General features: G+C 49.3%; 17 protein-coding genes. 1 reads left to right on the forward strand and 16 read right to left on the reverse strand.

What is annotated here, in order from left to right; all coding sequences use genetic code 11:
* The 5 genes from CLR69_RS18565 to glmU all read right to left on the reverse strand — a co-directional run bounded on the left by CLR69_RS18565 (position 1) and on the right by glmU (position 5,724).
* Positions 1-789 carry a lysophospholipid acyltransferase family protein gene (locus CLR69_RS18565; RefSeq protein ID WP_129712890.1) on the reverse strand — a complete coding sequence of 263 codons (789 nt, stop codon included), beginning with the start codon at positions 787-789 and terminating at the stop codon, positions 1-3.
* Positions 782-1,510 (reverse strand): beta-ketoacyl synthase chain length factor, encoded by a 729-nt coding sequence (locus CLR69_RS18570; RefSeq protein ID WP_129712889.1) that lies wholly within the window; start codon positions 1,508-1,510, stop codon positions 782-784. The genes CLR69_RS18565 and CLR69_RS18570 overlap by 8 nt, the downstream gene beginning before the upstream one ends.
* Before the next feature lie 162 nt (positions 1,511-1,672).
* On the reverse strand, positions 1,673-2,062 hold the full coding sequence (locus tag CLR69_RS18575; protein ID WP_129713030.1) for a hypothetical protein: 390 nt from the start codon (positions 2,060-2,062) through the stop codon (positions 1,673-1,675).
* 270 nt (positions 2,063-2,332) lie between these two features.
* Entirely contained in the window at positions 2,333-4,165 is a 1,833-nt protein-coding gene (gene glmS / locus CLR69_RS18580) for a glutamine--fructose-6-phosphate transaminase (isomerizing) (protein WP_129712888.1), read from the reverse strand.
* 188 nt (positions 4,166-4,353) lie between these two features.
* Entirely contained in the window at positions 4,354-5,724 is a 1,371-nt protein-coding gene (gene glmU / locus CLR69_RS18585; RefSeq protein ID WP_129712887.1) for a bifunctional UDP-N-acetylglucosamine diphosphorylase/glucosamine-1-phosphate N-acetyltransferase GlmU, read from the reverse strand.
* A 325-nt stretch (positions 5,725-6,049) separates the two neighbouring features.
* Here glmU and pelX point away from each other — a divergent pair, with 325 nt between their 5' ends.
* Positions 6,050-8,284, forward strand: coding sequence for a pectate disaccharide-lyase PelX (gene pelX, locus CLR69_RS18590; protein ID WP_129712886.1), 2,235 nt, complete (start codon positions 6,050-6,052; stop codon positions 8,282-8,284).
* A 121-nt stretch (positions 8,285-8,405) separates the two neighbouring features.
* Here pelX and CLR69_RS18595 read toward each other — a convergent pair whose 3' ends face one another.
* From CLR69_RS18595 to mnmG, 11 genes are all read right to left on the reverse strand, one after another.
* A complete protein-coding gene (locus tag CLR69_RS18595) occupies positions 8,406-8,825 on the reverse strand; it encodes a F0F1 ATP synthase subunit epsilon (RefSeq protein WP_129707624.1) in 420 nt (139 codons plus the stop codon).
* 19 nt (positions 8,826-8,844) lie between these two features.
* The gene (atpD, locus tag CLR69_RS18600) at positions 8,845-10,227 is read right to left on the reverse strand and encodes a F0F1 ATP synthase subunit beta (RefSeq protein WP_129712885.1); all 1,383 of its coding nucleotides are present in this window, start codon (positions 10,225-10,227) and stop codon (positions 8,845-8,847) included.
* Between the two features lie 47 nt (positions 10,228-10,274).
* Positions 10,275-11,138, reverse strand: a complete 864-nt coding sequence (atpG, locus tag CLR69_RS18605) for a F0F1 ATP synthase subunit gamma (protein WP_005976554.1) — start codon at positions 11,136-11,138, stop codon at positions 10,275-10,277.
* 52 nt (positions 11,139-11,190) lie between these two features.
* Complete coding sequence (gene atpA / locus CLR69_RS18610) at positions 11,191-12,732, reverse strand: F0F1 ATP synthase subunit alpha (protein ID WP_005976551.1); 1,542 nt, start codon at positions 12,730-12,732, stop codon at positions 11,191-11,193.
* 12 nt (positions 12,733-12,744) lie between these two features.
* Positions 12,745-13,278, reverse strand: a complete 534-nt coding sequence (gene atpH / locus CLR69_RS18615; RefSeq protein WP_129712884.1) for a F0F1 ATP synthase subunit delta — start codon at positions 13,276-13,278, stop codon at positions 12,745-12,747.
* A gap of 14 nt (positions 13,279-13,292) precedes the next feature.
* The gene (gene atpF, locus CLR69_RS18620) at positions 13,293-13,763 is read right to left on the reverse strand and encodes a F0F1 ATP synthase subunit B (protein WP_010681466.1); all 471 of its coding nucleotides are present in this window, start codon (positions 13,761-13,763) and stop codon (positions 13,293-13,295) included.
* Between the two features lie 63 nt (positions 13,764-13,826).
* A complete protein-coding gene (atpE, locus tag CLR69_RS18625; protein ID WP_005976545.1) occupies positions 13,827-14,066 on the reverse strand; it encodes a F0F1 ATP synthase subunit C in 240 nt (79 codons plus the stop codon).
* A gap of 49 nt (positions 14,067-14,115) precedes the next feature.
* The gene (atpB, locus tag CLR69_RS18630; protein WP_129707630.1) at positions 14,116-14,916 is read right to left on the reverse strand and encodes a F0F1 ATP synthase subunit A; all 801 of its coding nucleotides are present in this window, start codon (positions 14,914-14,916) and stop codon (positions 14,116-14,118) included.
* A 22-nt stretch (positions 14,917-14,938) separates the two neighbouring features.
* The gene (atpI, locus tag CLR69_RS18635) at positions 14,939-15,322 is read right to left on the reverse strand and encodes a F0F1 ATP synthase subunit I (protein WP_129707632.1); all 384 of its coding nucleotides are present in this window, start codon (positions 15,320-15,322) and stop codon (positions 14,939-14,941) included.
* A gap of 623 nt (positions 15,323-15,945) precedes the next feature.
* Complete coding sequence (gene rsmG, locus CLR69_RS18640) at positions 15,946-16,566, reverse strand: 16S rRNA (guanine(527)-N(7))-methyltransferase RsmG (RefSeq protein ID WP_129712883.1); 621 nt, start codon at positions 16,564-16,566, stop codon at positions 15,946-15,948.
* A gap of 82 nt (positions 16,567-16,648) precedes the next feature.
* Entirely contained in the window at positions 16,649-18,538 is a 1,890-nt protein-coding gene (gene mnmG, locus CLR69_RS18645) for a tRNA uridine-5-carboxymethylaminomethyl(34) synthesis enzyme MnmG (RefSeq protein WP_129707636.1), read from the reverse strand.
* Between the last annotated feature and the right edge of the window lie 299 nt (positions 18,539-18,837).

Consider the following 18,837-nt stretch of genomic DNA (forward strand, 5'->3'; position numbering starts at 1 on the left):
TCAGTTTTCTGGTGTTAACGATTGCTGCAAAAGGCGATTCAAACGGCGAGCCGCCAAGGATCGCGCCTCTTCAGGCGCCATAAAAATGTCGCTGCTGATACGTTCGCGCACGCTCACCGTGAAATACGGTTTTTCAGGCGGAACGTGATACCAACGGCTTTGTTTTCCCAATGTTTTTTGGCTACAGCGAATATGCACGACGCGCAAATCACAGCCGCAACGCACCGCAATATTTGCAGCACCGCGTTGCAGAACAAGAGGTTCTCCATAACGCGTACGTGTGCCTTCGGGGAAGATAATGATCGCATCACCGTTATCTATCCGTTGCTGACAGTCCGGTAATAGCGCATCAGACTGGCTGTTGAGCAGATAATCCGCTGCACGAATAACGCCGCGGAAAAACAGGTTTTTCTGTAAATCAGCCTTAACCAGACAGTCGGCATCTGGCATAACAGATGCCAGCAAAACATAGTCAATTAACGTCGGGTGATTGGCAACAATCAAACAGCCGCGATCGCGCTGTAAGGTTTCGATACCGTCAATACGGTAATCCAGCACCCCGAGTCTGCGGGCACTGCATAAAAAAAATCGGAAGCTGGCGGAAATGCTGCGGCGAGCCAACTGGCGGCGGCGAGTGGTATCTCGCTGAATCAGCAGCAGATTGAACCACACCAGAGAAAGCAGTAAACCGCCAACGCCAAACATAGCAAAACACACGCCAGTCATCGTTAATCGCCATAAACGATTCAGATGAGCAGAAGGACGAAGAACCAGCGATGACTCAGACATTCCCTCTCTCCCACGTCCAGTCAAGGCGTTCGCCTGATAAGGAGAAACTCGTTTTTCTGGCAAGAAAAGCATGCAAAAACAACAGACTTTGTGGTGAATCACCACGGTGAGGTTCCCCCCGTGGTCGAGACTCACAAACCATTTCATCGCCATCCCCTAGCAGTAGGGCGACGGCGTAAGGATAACGAGGCATATCTGCCGGGACATGTGGGTGGTAGAAATCAGGAATCTCACCATCAAAATCAACCAAGAGAATATTGCTGTATCCCGCAGCCTGTAATGCCTTCGCTTCGATGAGGCCTTGCTGGAAAGAGTCCATTCCTGCGGCAATTGATGTGGAAACCAGTGGGGCTTTCGCCGCGATAGTCAGGCTTCCTACTGCCGCATTGTGTACTGACATCGCAAAATCAGTAGGAGAAACATTTTCATTTTCTGAAAGCGCTTTCAGGATACTCAGGTTACGTTCCAATTCGCCGTGGCGAGAGGTGAAAACAATGGCATCAACCGACTGACGACGCAGTAACGCTAACCCACTATCGACTGCCAAACGGCTCCCTTGATTGAGGCGACGAGCCATCATCATGGGTAAATGTCGACATTTATCCAAAGGCTGCTCGGCATTGATAGCAGCAGACTCTTGCGACCACGTTAGCCAATCGTCCGCGCTACTTAGGCCTGGCGCGCTGGCCTGCCAATCAAGGATTGAAAATGCTAATCTCATACTGCCTTCTTCCCGGTGCCGTATAGCGCTGTAAGATCAAAGCGATAATGGAAATTTCGAGCATTCATTATTGCTTTTTAGAGGCGAGCACACGGTGTTTTCCCTTAAAACGAACAAAGATAAAAATGACCGAATTACGTAGGGGTATTCGGCCCTAATAAATTATTTAATCTGCTGGCTCGCGAGTGTTAATTGAATTTCATAATCCAGTTTTTTTATCCAATTATTATAATTGCGGTGAATCTTCCCACCTCCCGCCAACAAATTCTCACTCCCAACATAGCTGATGGAATAACTGGTTTGCGAATAGGTAATGCGGACATTGGCCACATGGCTGCGCTGAACTAAACGACCATCAATCGCCCCTACATACGCCTGAGACATCACCCACTTACTTTTTTGCCCAGCTTCAATAATGGCATTTTTTACCTGTTCGGTTGTGTGTTGCCCGGTGATGGACTGTGTCACATTCGCTACCGGAACCGTACGCTCAGCACAACCAGTTAGGATAAGAACAGAGGCTAACGCGGCGAAAATAATCTGTTTTTTCATAAAATCCCTATCAAACAAAAACATCACTGCCAAAAAGAATTCGTTTCTGATGCAAGATGTAAAACTAATGCACCATTAAAACTATTTTACACAAAATAGATATAACTTGACAAAAAAACCATAAAACAAGGGATTGTGACTTATTACACAAAATACGTTTTTCTAAGAAAAGACTTCAACTTAAAAAACAAATAAATCAAACACATAAAAAATCCGCCTTATGTTTATCGACATAAGGCGGATAATCTTCACGAATAAAATACCGGAGAATTACTCTACAGTAACGGATTTCGCCAGATTACGCGGCTGATCGACATCCGTGCCTTTAATCAGCGCGACATGATAAGACAGCAGCTGCAATGGCACTGTATAGAAGATTGGCGCAATGACTTCTTCGATATGCGGCAGCGGAATAATCTTCATATTTTCGCTGCTGGTGAAGCCAGCATCTTCGTCAGCAAAGACATACAGTTCACCGCCGCGCGCCCGAACTTCTTCGATGTTGGATTTCAATTTCTCCAACAGCTCGTTGTTCGGTGCCACCACGACAACTGGCATGTCTGCATCAATCAGCGCCAGCGGGCCGTGTTTCAGCTCGCCCGCCGCATAGGCTTCAGCGTGAATATAAGAGATCTCTTTCAGCTTCAGCGCGCCCTCCATCGCGATCGGGTACTGATCGCCACGACCAAGGAACAGCGCATGGTGTTTGTCAGAGAAACCTTCAGCCAGAGATTCGATGAGCTTGTCCTGAGACAACATCTGCTCAATACGTGCAGGTAGCGCCTGCAAACCATGAACGATGTCATGCTCAATCTGCGCATCCATGCCGCGCAGACGACCAACACGCGCCACCAGCATCAGCAGAACGGTAAGCTGAGTGGTAAAAGCTTTAGTCGAAGCCACACCAATCTCTACGCCCGCCTTGGTCATCAGTGCCAAATCGGATTCACGTACCAGCGAGGAGCCCGCAACGTTACAGATAGCCAGTGAACCCAGGTAGCCCAACTCTTTGGACAAACGCAGCGCCGCCAGCGTATCCGCCGTTTCACCAGACTGAGACAGGGTAATCATCAGGCTGTTCTTGCGCACGGCAGGTTTGCGATAGCGGAACTCGGAAGCAATCTCCACGTCACACGGAATACCAGCCAGCGCTTCAAACCAGTAGCGGGAAACCATACCGGAGTTGTAGGACGTACCGCAGGCGATAATCTGAACGTGCTCAACCTTTGCCAGCAGTTCATCCGCTTTCGGGCCGAGTTCAGAAAGGTTGATCTCGCCGTGGCTGAAACGCCCTTCAAGGGTGTTCTTGATCGCCATCGGTTGTTCGTAGATCTCTTTCTGCATGTAGTGACGATATGCACCTTTGTCACCGGCATCGTAATTCACTTTTGATTCAATTTCTTCGCGTGTGGCAAGCTGACCAGATTTATCAAACACGCGCACGTCACGACGGGTAATTTCCGCCACGTCGCCTTCTTCCAGGAACATGAAGCGACGAGTAACAGGCAACAGCGCCAGCTGATCGGAGGCAATGAAGTTCTCACCAACACCGCGACCAATCACCAGTGGACTACCTGAGCGTGCAGCAACCAGTACGCTTGGATCGCGGTTATCCAGCACAACCATGCCATAGGCACCGCGCAGTTGTGGGATCACACGCTTAACGACGTCGACCAGCGTTCCACCATTCTGCTGTTGCTCAAAATGAACCAGATGGGCAACCACTTCCGTGTCGGTTTCAGAAACAAAACGATAGCCACGACCGATCATCAGTTCGCGCAGCGGCTCGTGGTTTTCGATAATGCCGTTATGGACGATAGTGATATGTTCAGAAATATGCGGGTGTGCGTTCTCTTCAGAAGGTTCACCGTGCGTTGCCCAACGGGTATGCGCGATGCCAGTACCGCCGTGCAGTTCACACTCATCGGCAGCCTGAGACAACATCTGCACCTTCCCCAGACGGCGTAAACGGGCGACGTTTCCTTGGCTGTCAACAACCGCAAGACCCGCAGAGTCATAGCCGCGATACTCAAGACGGCGTAAACCTTCTAACAAAATTTCAGCAACATCACGTTGCGCAACTGCGCCTACAATTCCACACATCGATGGTATTCCTATAAAAGTGACATATTGTGTCACCAGGGATGTCTTAGACCTGATTGTTCCGGTTTTTCCGGGTTCCCCGAGCCTTGTAGAGAGTTGGGGATTATTATGTTTTGTTTTGTACTCTGGGAGACCAGAACACAGAACAAAGCAACCTCCGCTACAAGCGGAGGTATATCACTCAATGACTATTTTTTCTTCACCGGACGTTGCCAGCCAGCAATATGTTTCTGCTTCACACGGCTGATAACCAGTTCGTTCTCCGCCACATCGCGCGTGACCGTCGTGCCCGCGCCGATAGTCACGCCGCTGGCAACATTAACAGGCGCCACCAGTTGCGTATCCGAACCGACAAACACATCGTCACCAATAACGGTCTTGTGTTTATTCGCGCCATCATAATTACAAGTGATCGTTCCCGCGCCAATATTAACACCGGAACCGATATCCGCATCACCCAAATAGCTAAGGTGACCCGCTTTTGATCCTTTACCCAGACGCGCCTTTTTCAATTCAACAAAGTTGCCAACATGCGCCCCCTCAGCCAGCTCAGAACCAGGGCGCAAGCGGGCAAATGGCCCAACGGTACACAGGGATTCCAGCACGGCATCTTCCAGCACGGAATAAGGGCTGATCTCACTGTCATCGCCAATGACGCAGTTTTTGATCACACAGCCAGCACCAATTTTAACCCGGTTACCTAGCTTAACATTCCCTTCCACGACCACATTGACATCAATCACCACATCGCGACCATGAGTCAACTCGCCGCGCAGATCAAATCGTGCCGGATCAAGCAGCATCACGCCAGCGAGCAGCAGCTTATCCGCCTGTTCACGCTGATAAACCCGCTCCAGCGCCGACAGTTGCAGCCGATTATTAACGCCCTCAACTTCGCTCAGTCGTTCTGGATGGACCGCTTCAACACGCTGACCTTCTTCAGCCGCCATCGCAATAATATCGGTGATGTAAAACTCGCCCTGAGCATTGTTGTTATTCAACTGGCTTAACCAACGTTTCAAATCCTTGCCGTTGGCAATCAAAATACCGGTATTGATCTCGTTAATCTGGCGCTGTGCTTCGCTGGCATCTTTGTGCTCGATAATCCCAACTACGGCACCCTTTTCCCGCACAATTCGTCCATAACCTGTCGGATCGTCCAGCTTTACCGTCAACAGGCCGATACCGCCCTGCGGCTTAGCCTCACGTAAACGTACTAGCGTTTGCGATGAAATCAGCGGCACATCGCCATACAACATCAAGATATCTTCATCATCAGCAAAATGAGGCGCGGCTTGCTGCATGGCATGCCCGGTCCCCAACTGCTCCGCCTGTAGCACCCAATTCAACGCGGGATCGGTCAACTCATGCTTTAGCAAATCACCGCCATGGCCGTATACCAGATGAACATGCTGTGCACCTGTCGTCATTGCTGCGTCAATAACGTGTTGAACCATTGGCTTACCCGCCAACGGGTGTAGCACCTTGGGAAGGTCGGAATACATACGGGTTCCTTTACCCGCAGCAAGGATCACCACACTCATAGCACTATTTGACATAAGCATCCTGACAGTACGAAGCCATAGCTCCGCAAGAATAAAATGGCTAGCCGATTACGGCATGAATAACCAGAGTTTACCGAAGCTGGTGCATAACGCAGATACTTTTCGGTGAGTTTTTTCTGAAAATCTCGCACAAAACCACGAATGTTTGTGAGAAGAGGAGGCGAGCGCAATGTCATCCGCAAAAAACAGAAATGACACAGGATTTCATAAAAAACAGACTTTGTTTTTAACTATTTCCATTTGTGACACACACAAAAGAAACAGCGTTTCATTTATAGCAATATACGTGGGCAAATAATTCAATAACGAAGGAGATACAATGAAACGTTGTTCTTCACAAAAATGTGATTCTTTACAAAGACACCGTTCTTCACGCCTCGCAGCCGTCGCGTTGACGAATGCCTTACTTTTCAGCTTCAGTGCACACGCCGCGACAGAATCAACCCCCGTCTGGCACGGTATCGCTTTTGGTCAGTCAACAGACGTAAACTTCTCATCCAATGTCCTGCCGGAAAAAATTGGCGTTAACGACGTCACCATTAACGGCAAGAAACTAGCACCGGCGGATAACGCTGATTTGTCCGCACCTATCACGATTGAGAGTCGTGGCGGAAAGATCGCCAACACCCATGACGGGCTAACGTTCTTCTACACCCAGTTACCTGCGAATGTGAATTTTACGCTTCAGTCTGATATTACCGTAGAACAGTTTGGACCGGAAAACGGCGCCAAACCTGCGGCTCAGGAAGGTGCGGGAATTCTGGTGCGCGATATTATTGGCATACCGCGTCAGGAACCGCTGAAAGAAGGATATGAAGAATTCCCTGCGGCATCCAACATGGTGATGAACGCCATCATGACGCAGGATAAAAAGTCTCATACCGAAATCAAACTACAGGCGATTTTGCGTAACGGCGTCACGCAGCCGTGGGGTAACGCAGGCGCGAAAATTACTAAAACCAGCTACCAGGAAAACGTCAATCTGGAGCAAACGCCTACGTTCCGCCTGAAACTGGAACGCACCAATGACGGCTTCATTACCTCTTATGCACCGAAAGGCACGGATAACTGGGTATCAAAAGAAGTCAAAGGCGCAGACGTCGTCACCAAGTTGGATAAAGATCATTACTACGTTGGTTTCTTTGCCTCCCGTAATGCAAAAATCACCGTCAGCAATGCACAGTTGACCACGACACCGGCGCAAACCAAAGCCTCACCAGAATTTAAAGCGAAGGATTACGATCCTTTACTCCAGGTGATGTCATCGCCTAAAACCACCAGCGAACACTATGTCGTACAGGCTAAAGCTAACTACAACGGCACAATCGCGGTTTCACAAGATGGTAAATCTCTGGGTGATGCCAAGCAGGTAAAAGCGGGAGAGACCTTCTCTCTGCCAGCAAAAATTGCCGGTAACAGTGCTGAATTCAAGCTCGCGTACCAGCCTGCGGAAGGGGAAGATAAAGCGGTAAAAGAGAGCACGTTCAAGGTTGAAAAAGTGGCTTATGCAGACGCTAAAAATCTGTATGTTTCGCCACAAGGTTCAGCCAGCAACAACGGCAGTAAAAATGCACCGCTTGATTTAGCCAGCGCGGTCGCTGCTCTGCCTGCCGGTGGCACCATTTGGCTCAACGATGGTGATTATAGCGCGGCAGAAATTCCCGTTAGCGCTAGCGGTCAGCAAAAAACCGTCAAGAACCTGTTTGCCGTCGGCAATAAGGCCGTCATTCATGGCCTGCAACTGAAAGCAAGCCATTGGCATGTCAAAGGTATTGAAATTACAGAGAAACCATTCCGTATCGAGGGGAGCTACAACACCATCGAGCGCGTTTTGGCGCACCACGCTGACGATACCGGTATTCAGGTCACTTCTACTGCCGATGTGGGTAGACCACTGTGGGCCAGCCATAACCTGATTCTGAATTCAGAATCTCACAGTAACCAGGATCCAGGCAAAATTAACGCTGACGGTTTCGCGGTGAAAATGCGTGTGGGTGAAGGCAACGTGATTCGCGGTGCCTTCTCGCATAACAACATCGATGATGGCTTCGACCTGTTTAACAAAATTGAAGACGGTGCAAATGGCGTTGTGGTGATCGAGAATTCAATTGCCATGAACAACACCAGCAACGGCTTCAAAATGGGTGGTGAAGGCCAGCCAGTGGCGCATCAGGTCAAACACAGCATTGCCGTGGGTAACAAACTTGATGGTTTCACTGACAACTTCAACCCTGGCGCACTGATCGTTGAAGACAACATCGCGTTAGATAACGAACGCTTTAACTTCATTTTCCGCCCAAGCCCTTACTCAGGCCCGGAAAAACAAGGCGTCTTCAAGAACAACGTTTCGCTGAAAACCAAAGCGGGTAAATATGATGATGCAGTTGTCGGCAATATAGATACCACCAACTATTTCATTAAGGGCGACCGTTCCGTTAATGCGCAAGGTAAGGAAGTCACAGTAAATAACTTTGTCTCTGTTACCGTCCCAGAGACGTTTACGCGTGATGCCAAAGGCAATCTGGTACTTGGCGACTTCCTGAAGAAAAAATAAGCCTCTTCAACAAAATGCCTGCTCTCGCAGGCATTTTTTATCTCTGAGTATGCATAAACTTAAATGCAAAAAGGCCAGTCAGAGTGAACTGACTGGCCTTCAATTATTGCAAGCTTATCTGTTACATCGCTTTTCTGGTCAGCTCGATAACACGCAGCTTCGCGATTGCTTTAGTCAGCTCTGCGGAAGCCTGAGCATAATCCACATCGCCATGCGAATTGCGGATATGATCTTCGGCTTTGCGTTTCGCTTCCAGCGCACGTGCTTCGTCCAGATCCTGCCCACGGATGGCGGTATCAGACAGTACGGTGACGGTGTTAGGTTGCACCTCAAGGATGCCGCCAGAAAGATAAATATACTCTTCCTCACCGTGCTGCTTAACGATACGAACCATACCAGGCTTAATGGCAGTAAGCAGAGGGGCATGTCCCGGATAAATACCCAGTTCGCCTTCGCTCCCCGTTACCTGGATCTTCTGCACCAGACCGGAGAACATTTGCTGTTCTGCACTCACGACATCCAGATGGTAAGTCATAGCCATGTCACCCTCCTACAAGGCGTTACAGTTTCTTGGCTTTTTCCACGACTTCGTCGATGGAACCAACCATGTAGAACGCCTGCTCTGGCAGGTGGTCGTATTCGCCTTCCATAATCCCTTTAAAGCCACGGATGGTGTCTTTCAGGGAGACGTATTTGCCCGGAGAACCGGTAAATACTTCCGCTACGAAGAACGGCTGAGACAGGAAGCGCTGAATCTTACGCGCACGGGATACCACCAGCTTGTCTTCTTCAGACAGCTCGTCCATACCCAGAATCGCGATGATATCTTTCAGTTCCTGGTAACGTTGCAGAATAGACTGCACGCCACGAGCAACATCATAGTGTTCCTGACCAACAACCAGCGGATCCAACTGACGGCTGGTGGAATCCAGCGGGTCAACGGCCGGGTAGATACCCAGAGAAGCAATCTGACGGCTCAGTACCACGGTTGCATCCAAGTGAGCAAAGGTGGTGGCTGGTGACGGGTCAGTCAAGTCATCCGCAGGAACGTAAACGGCCTGAACGGAGGTGATAGAACCGGTTTTGGTTGAGGTGATACGTTCTTGCAGAACGCCCATCTCTTCCGCCAGCGTTGGCTGATAACCTACCGCAGAAGGCATACGACCCAGCAGTGCAGATACTTCCGTACCGGCCAGGGTATAACGATAGATGTTATCGACGAACAGCAGTACGTCACGACCTTCATCACGGAATTTTTCCGCCATGGTCAGACCGGTCAGTGCTACACGCAGACGGTTACCTGGTGGCTCGTTCATCTGGCCATAAACCAGTGATACTTTATCGATTACGTTGGAGTCGGTCATTTCGTGGTAGAAGTCGTTACCTTCACGGGTACGCTCACCAACACCTGCAAACACAGAGTAACCGGAGTGCTCGATCGCGATGTTACGGATCAGCTCCATCATGTTTACGGTTTTACCTACGCCCGCACCACCGAACAGACCCACTTTACCGCCCTTGGCAAACGGACACATCAGGTCGATAACCTTGATGCCGGTTTCCAGCAGTTCCTGTGAGTTTGACAGCTCTTCATAGCTCGGAGCTGAACGGTGAATAGCCCAACGTTCTTCTTCGCCGATGTCGCCTTTCATGTCGATGGGATCACCCAACACGTTCATGATACGACCCAGCGTTGCTTTACCTACCGGTACTTCGATCGGGTGCTCCAGGTTATTCACGTTCAACCCGCGACGCAGGCCGTCAGAAGAACCCATTGCAATACAACGAACGATACCGCCGCCCAACTGCTGCTGCACTTCCAGCACCAGTTTTTCAGCGCCGTTCTCTACCTCAAGCGCATCGTACACCTTCGGTACGGCATCTTGCGGGAACTCGACGTCCACCACGGCGCCGATTACCTGGATAATCTTTCCAGTAGCCATCTTGAATCCTCTACGTAATTCGACAATACGTAATTCGTAAACCTGCTTTAAACCGCGGAGGCTCCCCCGACGATTTCGGTGAGTTCCTGGGTAATGCTGGCCTGACGAGCCTTGTTGTATACCAACTGAAGCTCTTTGATCAGGCTACCGCCGTTATCGGTCGCGGCTTTCATCGCAACCATTCGCGCGGCCTGCTCACTAGCCAGATTTTCTACGACGCCCTGATAAACCTGAGATTCTACATAACGGCGCAGCAGGGTATCCAGCAGCGACTTAGGATCGGGTTCATACAGGTAATCCCAGGCTTTCTTCTTCAACTCACCGTCATCCGAAGGCGGTAACGGTAACACTTGAACAACAAGCGGTTCCTGAGACATGGTATTGATAAACTTGTTGCTTACGATATACAGCTTGTCCAGACGACCTTCGTCGTAGGCTTGCAGCATAACTTTAACCGGGCCGATCAATTCTGATACGGAAGGGTTGTCCCCCATACCGGTAACCTGAGCAACAATGTTTCCGCCTACTGAACCGAAGAAAGAGACCGCTTTGGAACCAATCAGCGCTAAATCAGTTTCAACGCCTTTGTCGCTCCAGGATTTCATATCAGCCAGCAGTTTTTTGAACAGGTTAATGTTCAAACCACCACACAGGCCACGGTCAGTAGACACCACCAAATACCCAACGCGCTTAACATCGCGTTCTTCCAGGTACGGGTGTTTATATTCCAGATTTCCTAACGCAAGGTGACCAATCACATTGCGTATGGTTTCCGCATAAGGACGGCTGGCCGCCATACGATCCTGCGATTTACGCATTTTGGAAGCGGCGACCATTTCCATTGCTTTGGTGATCTTCTGCGTATTTTGGACGCTTGCGATCTTACTACGTATCTCTTTTGCGCCGGCCATCTTTGCTTCTCCTCAAAGCCTTGCGGCCTGCTTTACAGCAGGCCACCGGGCGTTACCAGGACTGGGTTGCCTTAAAAGTATCGAGGATGCCTTTAAACTTGCCCTCGATCTCATCGTTATAAGCGCCAGTCTGGTCGATTTGTTGCAGAAGTTCGCCATGCTCACGGTCAGCGTAAGCCAGCAGAGCCGCTTCAAAGCTACCGACTTTTGACAGCTCAACATCTTCCAGATAACCACGTTCCGCCGCAAACAGAACCAGAGACTGCTGTGCGACAGACATCGGCGCATACTGTTTCTGTTTCAACAGCTCGGTCACTTTCTGACCGTGGCTCAACTGCTTACGGGTTGCATCATCAAGATCGGAAGCGAACTGAGAGAACGCTGCCAGCTCACGATACTGTGCCAGAGCGGTACGAATACCACCGGACAGTTTCTTCATGATCTTGGTCTGTGCTGCACCACCCACACGGGATACGGAGATCCCTGGGTTAACCGCAGGACGAATACCGGCGTTAAACAGGTTGGATTCCAGGAAGATCTGACCATCGGTAATCGAAATTACGTTGGTCGGAACGAACGCAGAAACGTCACCTGCTTGGGTTTCGATGATTGGCAGAGCCGTCAACGAACCGGTTTTTCCCTTCACTTCACCCTTGGTGAATGCTTCAACGTAATCGGCGTTAACACGCGATGCACGCTCCAACAAACGGGAGTGGAGATAGAAAACGTCACCAGGGTAGGCTTCACGACCTGGCGGACGACGGAGCAGCAGAGAAATCTGACGATAAGCAACGGCCTGTTTAGACAGGTCATCATAAATAATCAGCGCATCTTCACCACGGTCACGGAAATACTCACCCATCGCACAACCGGCATACGGTGCCAGATATTGCAGAGCAGCAGATTCAGACGCAGTAGCGACGACGACAATGGTATTTTCCAGTGCGCCATGCTCTTCCAGCTTACGCACCACGTTAGAAATCGTGGAGGCTTTCTGGCCGATAGCAACGTACACACATTTGATACCGGAATCACGCTGGTTGATGATGGCATCGATGGCCAGCGCGGTTTTACCCGTCTGACGGTCACCGATAATCAGCTCACGCTGACCACGACCGATTGGAATCATGGCATCAACAGACTTATAGCCCGTCTGTACCGGCTCATCAACGGACTGACGTTCGATAACGCCAGGCGCAATCGCTTCAACCGCAGAGAAACCGTCATGATCCAGAGCGCCTTTACCGTCAATCGGTGCGCCCAGCGTGTTGACCACGCGACCCAGCAGGCCACGGCCAACTGGAACTTCAAGAATACGGCCGGTGCATTTTACTTTCATGCCTTCAGCCAGATCCGCATACGGCCCCATCACTACCGCACCAACGGAGTCGCGCTCCAGGTTCAGTGCGATCGCATAACGGTTACCCGGCAGAGAGATCATCTCTCCCTGCATCACGTCTGCCAGACCGTGGACGCGGATGATTCCGTCACTAACGGAAACAATAGTACCTTCATTGTGAGCTTCGCTCACCACATTGAACTGAGCAATGCGCTGCTTGATCAGTTCGCTGATTTCGGTGGAATTCAGTTGCATGCTCCAGTCCCCTTAAGACTGCAAGACGTCTGCCAGACGTTCCAGACGACCGCGAATGCTGCCATCTATCACCATATCGCCCGCGCGAATAACCACGCCAGCCATGACAGACTTATCAATTTTGCAATTCAGCTTCACTTTGCGTGACAGACGTTTTTCCATAGCATCAGCGATCTTCGACAGCTGCTGCTCATTCAACGTGTTGGCAGAAATCACATCAACGTCAACCGTCGATTCTAGTGCTGCCCGCAGTTGAATAAATTGTTCCAGTACTTCAGTAAGCACTGGTAAACGTCCGTTCTCGGCCATCACCTTAATCAGGTTCTGACCGGCTTCATCAAGTTGATCACCACAAACGGCAATGAACGTTTTCGACAGCTCAATGGGTGCTACCGCACCAGAAAGCAATTCGGCAATCTGTTCATTGCGCGCTACTTCGGCCGAAAACGCCAGCATATCCTGCCAGCGATCCAAGGCCTGATTCTCAACCGCAAAGTCAAAAGCTGCTTTGGCGTAGGGGCGAGCTACCGTGACAAATTCAGACATCAGCCCCTCCCTCCTTACAGTTCAGCGACCAGTTTATCAACGATGTCGCTGTTAGCAGCTTCATCCACGGAACGTTCAATAATTTTCTCGGCACCGGCAATCGCCAATACGGCAACTTGCTTACGCAGCTCTTCACGAGCACGTTTACGTTCGGCTTCGATTTCAGCCTGCGCCTGCGCCACAATCTTGTTACGTTCAGCTTCCGCTTCAGCTTTCGCCTCATCCAGGATCTGAGCACGGCGTTTGTTCGCCTGCTCGATGATAACCTGAGCATCCGCTTTCGCTTTCTTCAGTTGATCTGTCGCATTGGCCTGAGCCAAGTTCAAATCTTTTTTGGCACGTTCAGCAGAAGCCAGACCGTCAGCAATTTCTTTCTGACGTTTCTCGATGGCTGCCATCATCGGCGGCCATACATACTTCATGCAGAACCAGACAAACAGGACGAACGCAATGGCCTGGCCGAGGATTGTTGCATTAATATTCACAGCACAATGCCTCTTTCAAAGTTAAATAAGTTGATGTTTTAACCTCAGCAGAAAACATTCTGCTTAGGCCACCGCAAACATCACATACAGCCCCAGACCAACAGCGATCATCGGGATGGCGTCAACCAGACCCATGACGATAAAGAACTGTGTACGCAGTAAAGGAATCAGGTCAGGCTGACGAGCAGCACCTTCCAAGAATTTACCACCCAGAATGCCGATACCGATCGCAGCACCGATTGCCGCCAAACCCATCATTAACGCGGCAGCCATGTACAGCAGATCCACACTCAGGTTTTCCATGACAGTCTCCAGTTTGTTTCAGTTAAAAACGTTATTTGTTGAAAGAAAATCAATGCTCTTCAGATGCCATCGAGAGATAAACAACCGTCAGAACCATGAAAATAAAAGCCTGAAGCGTAATAATCAAAATGTGGAAAATAGCCCAAGGCACATTTAACAGCCATTGTGACCACCACGGCAACAGACCGGCAATCAGGATGAAGATCAACTCACCCGCATACATATTGCCAAACAGTCGCAAGCCTAAAGAAATAGGTTTGGACAGCAGGCTGACACCTTCAAGAATCAGGTTGATAGGAATAAATACTGGATGGTTGAACGGCTGCATGGTCAGTTCTTTAACAAAACCACCGAGACCTTTCATTTTGATGCTGTAGAACAGAACCAGGATAAACACACCCAGCGCCATCGACAGCGTGATGTTCACGTCAGCCGTCGGCACAGCACGCAGATAAGCATGCGCCGGGTCGTATCCCAGCAGGCTGTAAACGCCAGCCCAAATTTGAGGCAACAGATCGATAGGCAGCAGGTCCATCATATTCATCAGGAAAACCCAGACGAAAATGGTCAGCGCCAGAGGAGCAATCAGTTTGCTTTTACCATGGAACATATCGCGTACGGTGCCATCAACGAAACCGATAACCAGTTCGACGGCCGTTTGCAGTTTACCTGGCACACCGCTGGTTGCACGTTTAGCTACGCGGTGAAAGATAACCAGAAAGAGGATCCCAAGAGCGATGGAGAAAAACATCGAATCGACGTTGATCGACCAAAAACCCGTCCCTACTTGCAAATGGTGCAAGTGGTGACTGATATACTCTTGCGGAGTAGAGATTTCTCCAGCAGCCATGATGTCTCTTACCCTTTTGTTGTTAATTACGGTAACGATTAATTACGGCCGGTGCCACGATCTGCATAACCAGCACCGATAAATAAGTCAGGCCAAGCGGAAAGAACGCCGCTTTAAACACACCTAACGCCACCACTAACAATGCAATGGTGATAAATACCTTAAGCGCTTCGCCAATCGCGAATGACCAAGCCACACGCCCATCAGCAGGCTTGTCTGACTGATGACGCAAGGCAAACAGCACAAACAAGACATTCGGCAACCAGGCTGCCAATCCCCCGCCTAATGCAGAAGCGGCAGCGTTGACGCTATTGAGGCTGAAAACAGCGCTCAACAAAGCAAAAGTCACTAACTGTAGCAACAGCAGCCTCAAGGCCACTTTTCCGCTGTAAAGGGATACAGGCATGACGTTTGCTCTCTCCGTACCTTTTCAGAGGTATACTGAATGACGTATAAAACTGCCTTTACACCACTGAGTCAAGCAGCAAAAAACGAGCAAATTATACGGGTCATACCTGCGAATTCAATCGATAAGTAGCGAAAAGGTGAACAATTATTTAAATTTCTTTCTGAAGCCGCATTTTTGCTAACAATCATCCCTGCTCATGTCTGGTGTAATTAATTTCTAAAGCCCTCCAATCTGTGATGCGACTCACATAAAAGGCTTTAGAGGTATTTATAACAGAACGTGTTTTTTTTTGTCTTTAGCAAAACAAGCTATTTATTTTATTTAACTTCAATAACTTAATAAAAAAACCATTCAAAAAATGCAACAAACAACGTTTCAACTACCTATTGACATTATTGATATCGTTTTTTCACTCAATTAACACAAAAATAACTAATTTTTGATGCCCATGATTTATTTTCGCTCGTTATTATTCAGCACGAAAGTAAAAGAACGGCACAGAAAAAACAAAGATGTAAAATTTCAGTGATCGCGATACGTTTTCAAACGATGCTCACCATGAACGAGGCGGCAGCCTGGTACGCAATATTTAGTTATAATTTTTTTGATAAAAGACAAAATTAGTTTGGTTTAAGTACAACCAAATGGCGTTCACCTTCCAGATCGGGAACAGATAAACGGACGACCTGATCTAATAAGACACCTTGTGGCAAAGATGACAACTCATCCTCTGGAAGTACGCCTTTTAGGGCATAAAACCGCCCTGCCGGTCTGGCTGGAAGATGATTGCACCAGCTAATCATATCCTGCAACGAGGCGAATGCCCGGCTGATCACCCCATCAAAAGGCGGCTCTGCCGGAAATGCTTCAACACGACTCTGTACTGGCGTGATGTTCTCAAGCTGTAGTTCATGCTGTACCTGCCGTAGGAAACGCACGCGTTTACCTAGGCTGTCCAGCAAGGTGAAATGCGACTCTGGGCGGACAATCGCCAAAGGAATACCAGGCAATCCAGGTCCTGTTCCCACATCGATAAAACGCTGTCCGTGTAAATGCGGCTCGACCACGATACTGTCCATGATATGGCGGACAAGCATTTGCTGCGGATCGCGTACAGATGTCAGGTTATAAGCTTTATTCCACTTATTCAGCATGTCAACATACTGTATCAGAAGATCTTTTTGCTTATCTGAAATCACAATGCCAGCCGCGTTTAGCAGATTATCGAGTGTGTTGCGCACAATAATATCCCGATGAAAAATATGAAGTTAATAATAAAAATAGCCGGATAACCGGCTATTTAGGGGATAAGTTTACCTTAAATCAGGCGCTGCGGCGCAGCAGACCCTGTTTTTTAAGCCAGATCAGCAGAATTGAGATAGCCGCAGGCGTAATACCGGAAATACGCGAGGCTTGACCGATGGACGAAGGTTTGTGATCGTTCAGCTTGGCAATAACCTCATTGGACAATCCACTCACCTGTTTGTAATCCAGATCGGCAGGCAGAAGCGCATTTTCATTGCGCAGCTGCTTCTCAATCTCATCCTGTTGACGAGCAATATACCCTTCGTATTTGACCTGAATTTCAACCTGTTCAGCCGCCTGCTCGTCAGTTAACCCCGGAGCAAACAGCGGTAGCGCAGTAAGCTGAACGTAATCGACTTCTGGCCGACGTAGCAGTTCTTCACCGTTAGCTTCACGCGACAAAGGCGTTTTCAGCAGCGAATTGACCTGATCTAGCTGCTCAGATTGCGGGTGAACATGGATGTCACGCAGACGCTGGCGCTCTTTCTCAATGCTCTCAAGCTTCTCATTGAAACGTGCCCAGCGATGATCGTCGACCATTCCAAGTTCACGACCCATTTCAGTCAAACGCAGATCGGCGTTATCCTCGCGCAACATCAGACGGTATTCAGCACGTGACGTAAACATACGGTAGGGCTCTTTCGTACCCAGCGTACAGAGATCGTCGACCAGCACGCCAAGATAGGCCTGATCGCGACGCGGTGACCAGCCTTCCTTATCGGCAGCCAGACGAGCCGCATTTAGCCCTGCCAACATACCCTGCGCTGCGGCTTCCTCATATCCTGTTGTTCCGTTGATTTGTCCGGCAAAGAACAGGCCATGAACGAATTTGTTTTCCAGCGTAGGCTTCAGATCGCGAGGATCGAAGAAATCATACTCAATTGCATATCCAGGACGAACAATGCGCGCATTTTCCATCCCTTCCATTGAGCGAACAATTTGCCACTGGACGTCAAATGGCAAACTGGTTGAGATCCCATTGGGATAAATTTCGTTACTGGTCAATCCTTCTGGCTCGAGAAAGATCTGATGCGTGTTTCGATCGGCAAAGCGCATCACTTTGTCTTCGATCGATGGGCAATAGCGTGGGCCGATCCCTTCGATGATCCCGGCATACATTGGGCTACGATCCAGATTATTACGGATCACATCATGTGTTTTCTCATTGGTATGCGTGATGTAACACGGCATTTGCGCTGGATGCTGGCTTGCGTTCCCCAAGAATGAGAAAACCGGCATTGGATTGTCACCGTGCTGTTGTGCTAGCACGCTAAAATCAATCGTTCTGGCATCAATACGTGGTGGTGTACCCGTTTTCAGGCGGTTGACGCGCAGAGGCAGTTCACGCAGGCGACGTGCTAGCGGAATAGAAGGCGGATCGCCTGCACGTCCACCGCTGTAGTTATCCAACCCGATGTGAATCTTGCCATCAAGAAAAGTGCCGACCGTTAATACCACGGCCTTCGCACGAAATTTTAGTCCCATTTGGGTAACAGCACCGACGACACGATCGTTTTCCACGATCAGATCGTCAACAGCCTGCTGGAAGATCATCAGGTTTGGCTGATTTTCCAGTGCGGTGCGTACAGCCTGACGATAGAGCACGCGATCCGCTTGCGCGCGCGTTGCTCTGACTGCTGGGCCTTTACTGCTGTTTAGTATCCTAAACTGTATTCCTGCCTGATCGACGGCTCGCGCCATCAACCCTCCCATGGCATCGATCTCTTTAACCAGATGGCCTTTTCCAATACCGCCGATCGCCGGGTTACAAGACATTTGTCCTAGCGTATCAATATTGTGAGTGAGTAAAAGCGTCTGTTGGCCCATTCGGGCAGAAGCCATTGCTGCTTCTGTTCCGGCATGACCGCCACCAATTACGATGACGTCAAATGGATCTGGATAAAACATGGTACTGCTCCTCGCATTATTGCGAATGATTAGTGGCGAACGATCGTTATTTGCCCTGGGACGGGGATTCTACTCAACTTTGAGCCAACGACCAAGTCCGTTGGATCCTCGTTAATTAAAGAAAGATCTTTTTATTTAAAGATCTCTTTATTAGATCTCTTATTAGGATCGTCATGTGGTGTGGATAAGTGATTATTCACATTAAAGATCAAGAGAATGGCGTTGATCCTTACCTGTGAATGATCGGTGATCCTAGCCAGTATAAGCTGGGATCTTAATGCGGGTTTATGCACAGGACA

Origin of the sequence: Pectobacterium zantedeschiae, from assembly GCF_004137795.1 — a bacterium.
Classification (GTDB): domain Bacteria; phylum Pseudomonadota; class Gammaproteobacteria; order Enterobacterales; family Enterobacteriaceae; genus Pectobacterium; species Pectobacterium zantedeschiae.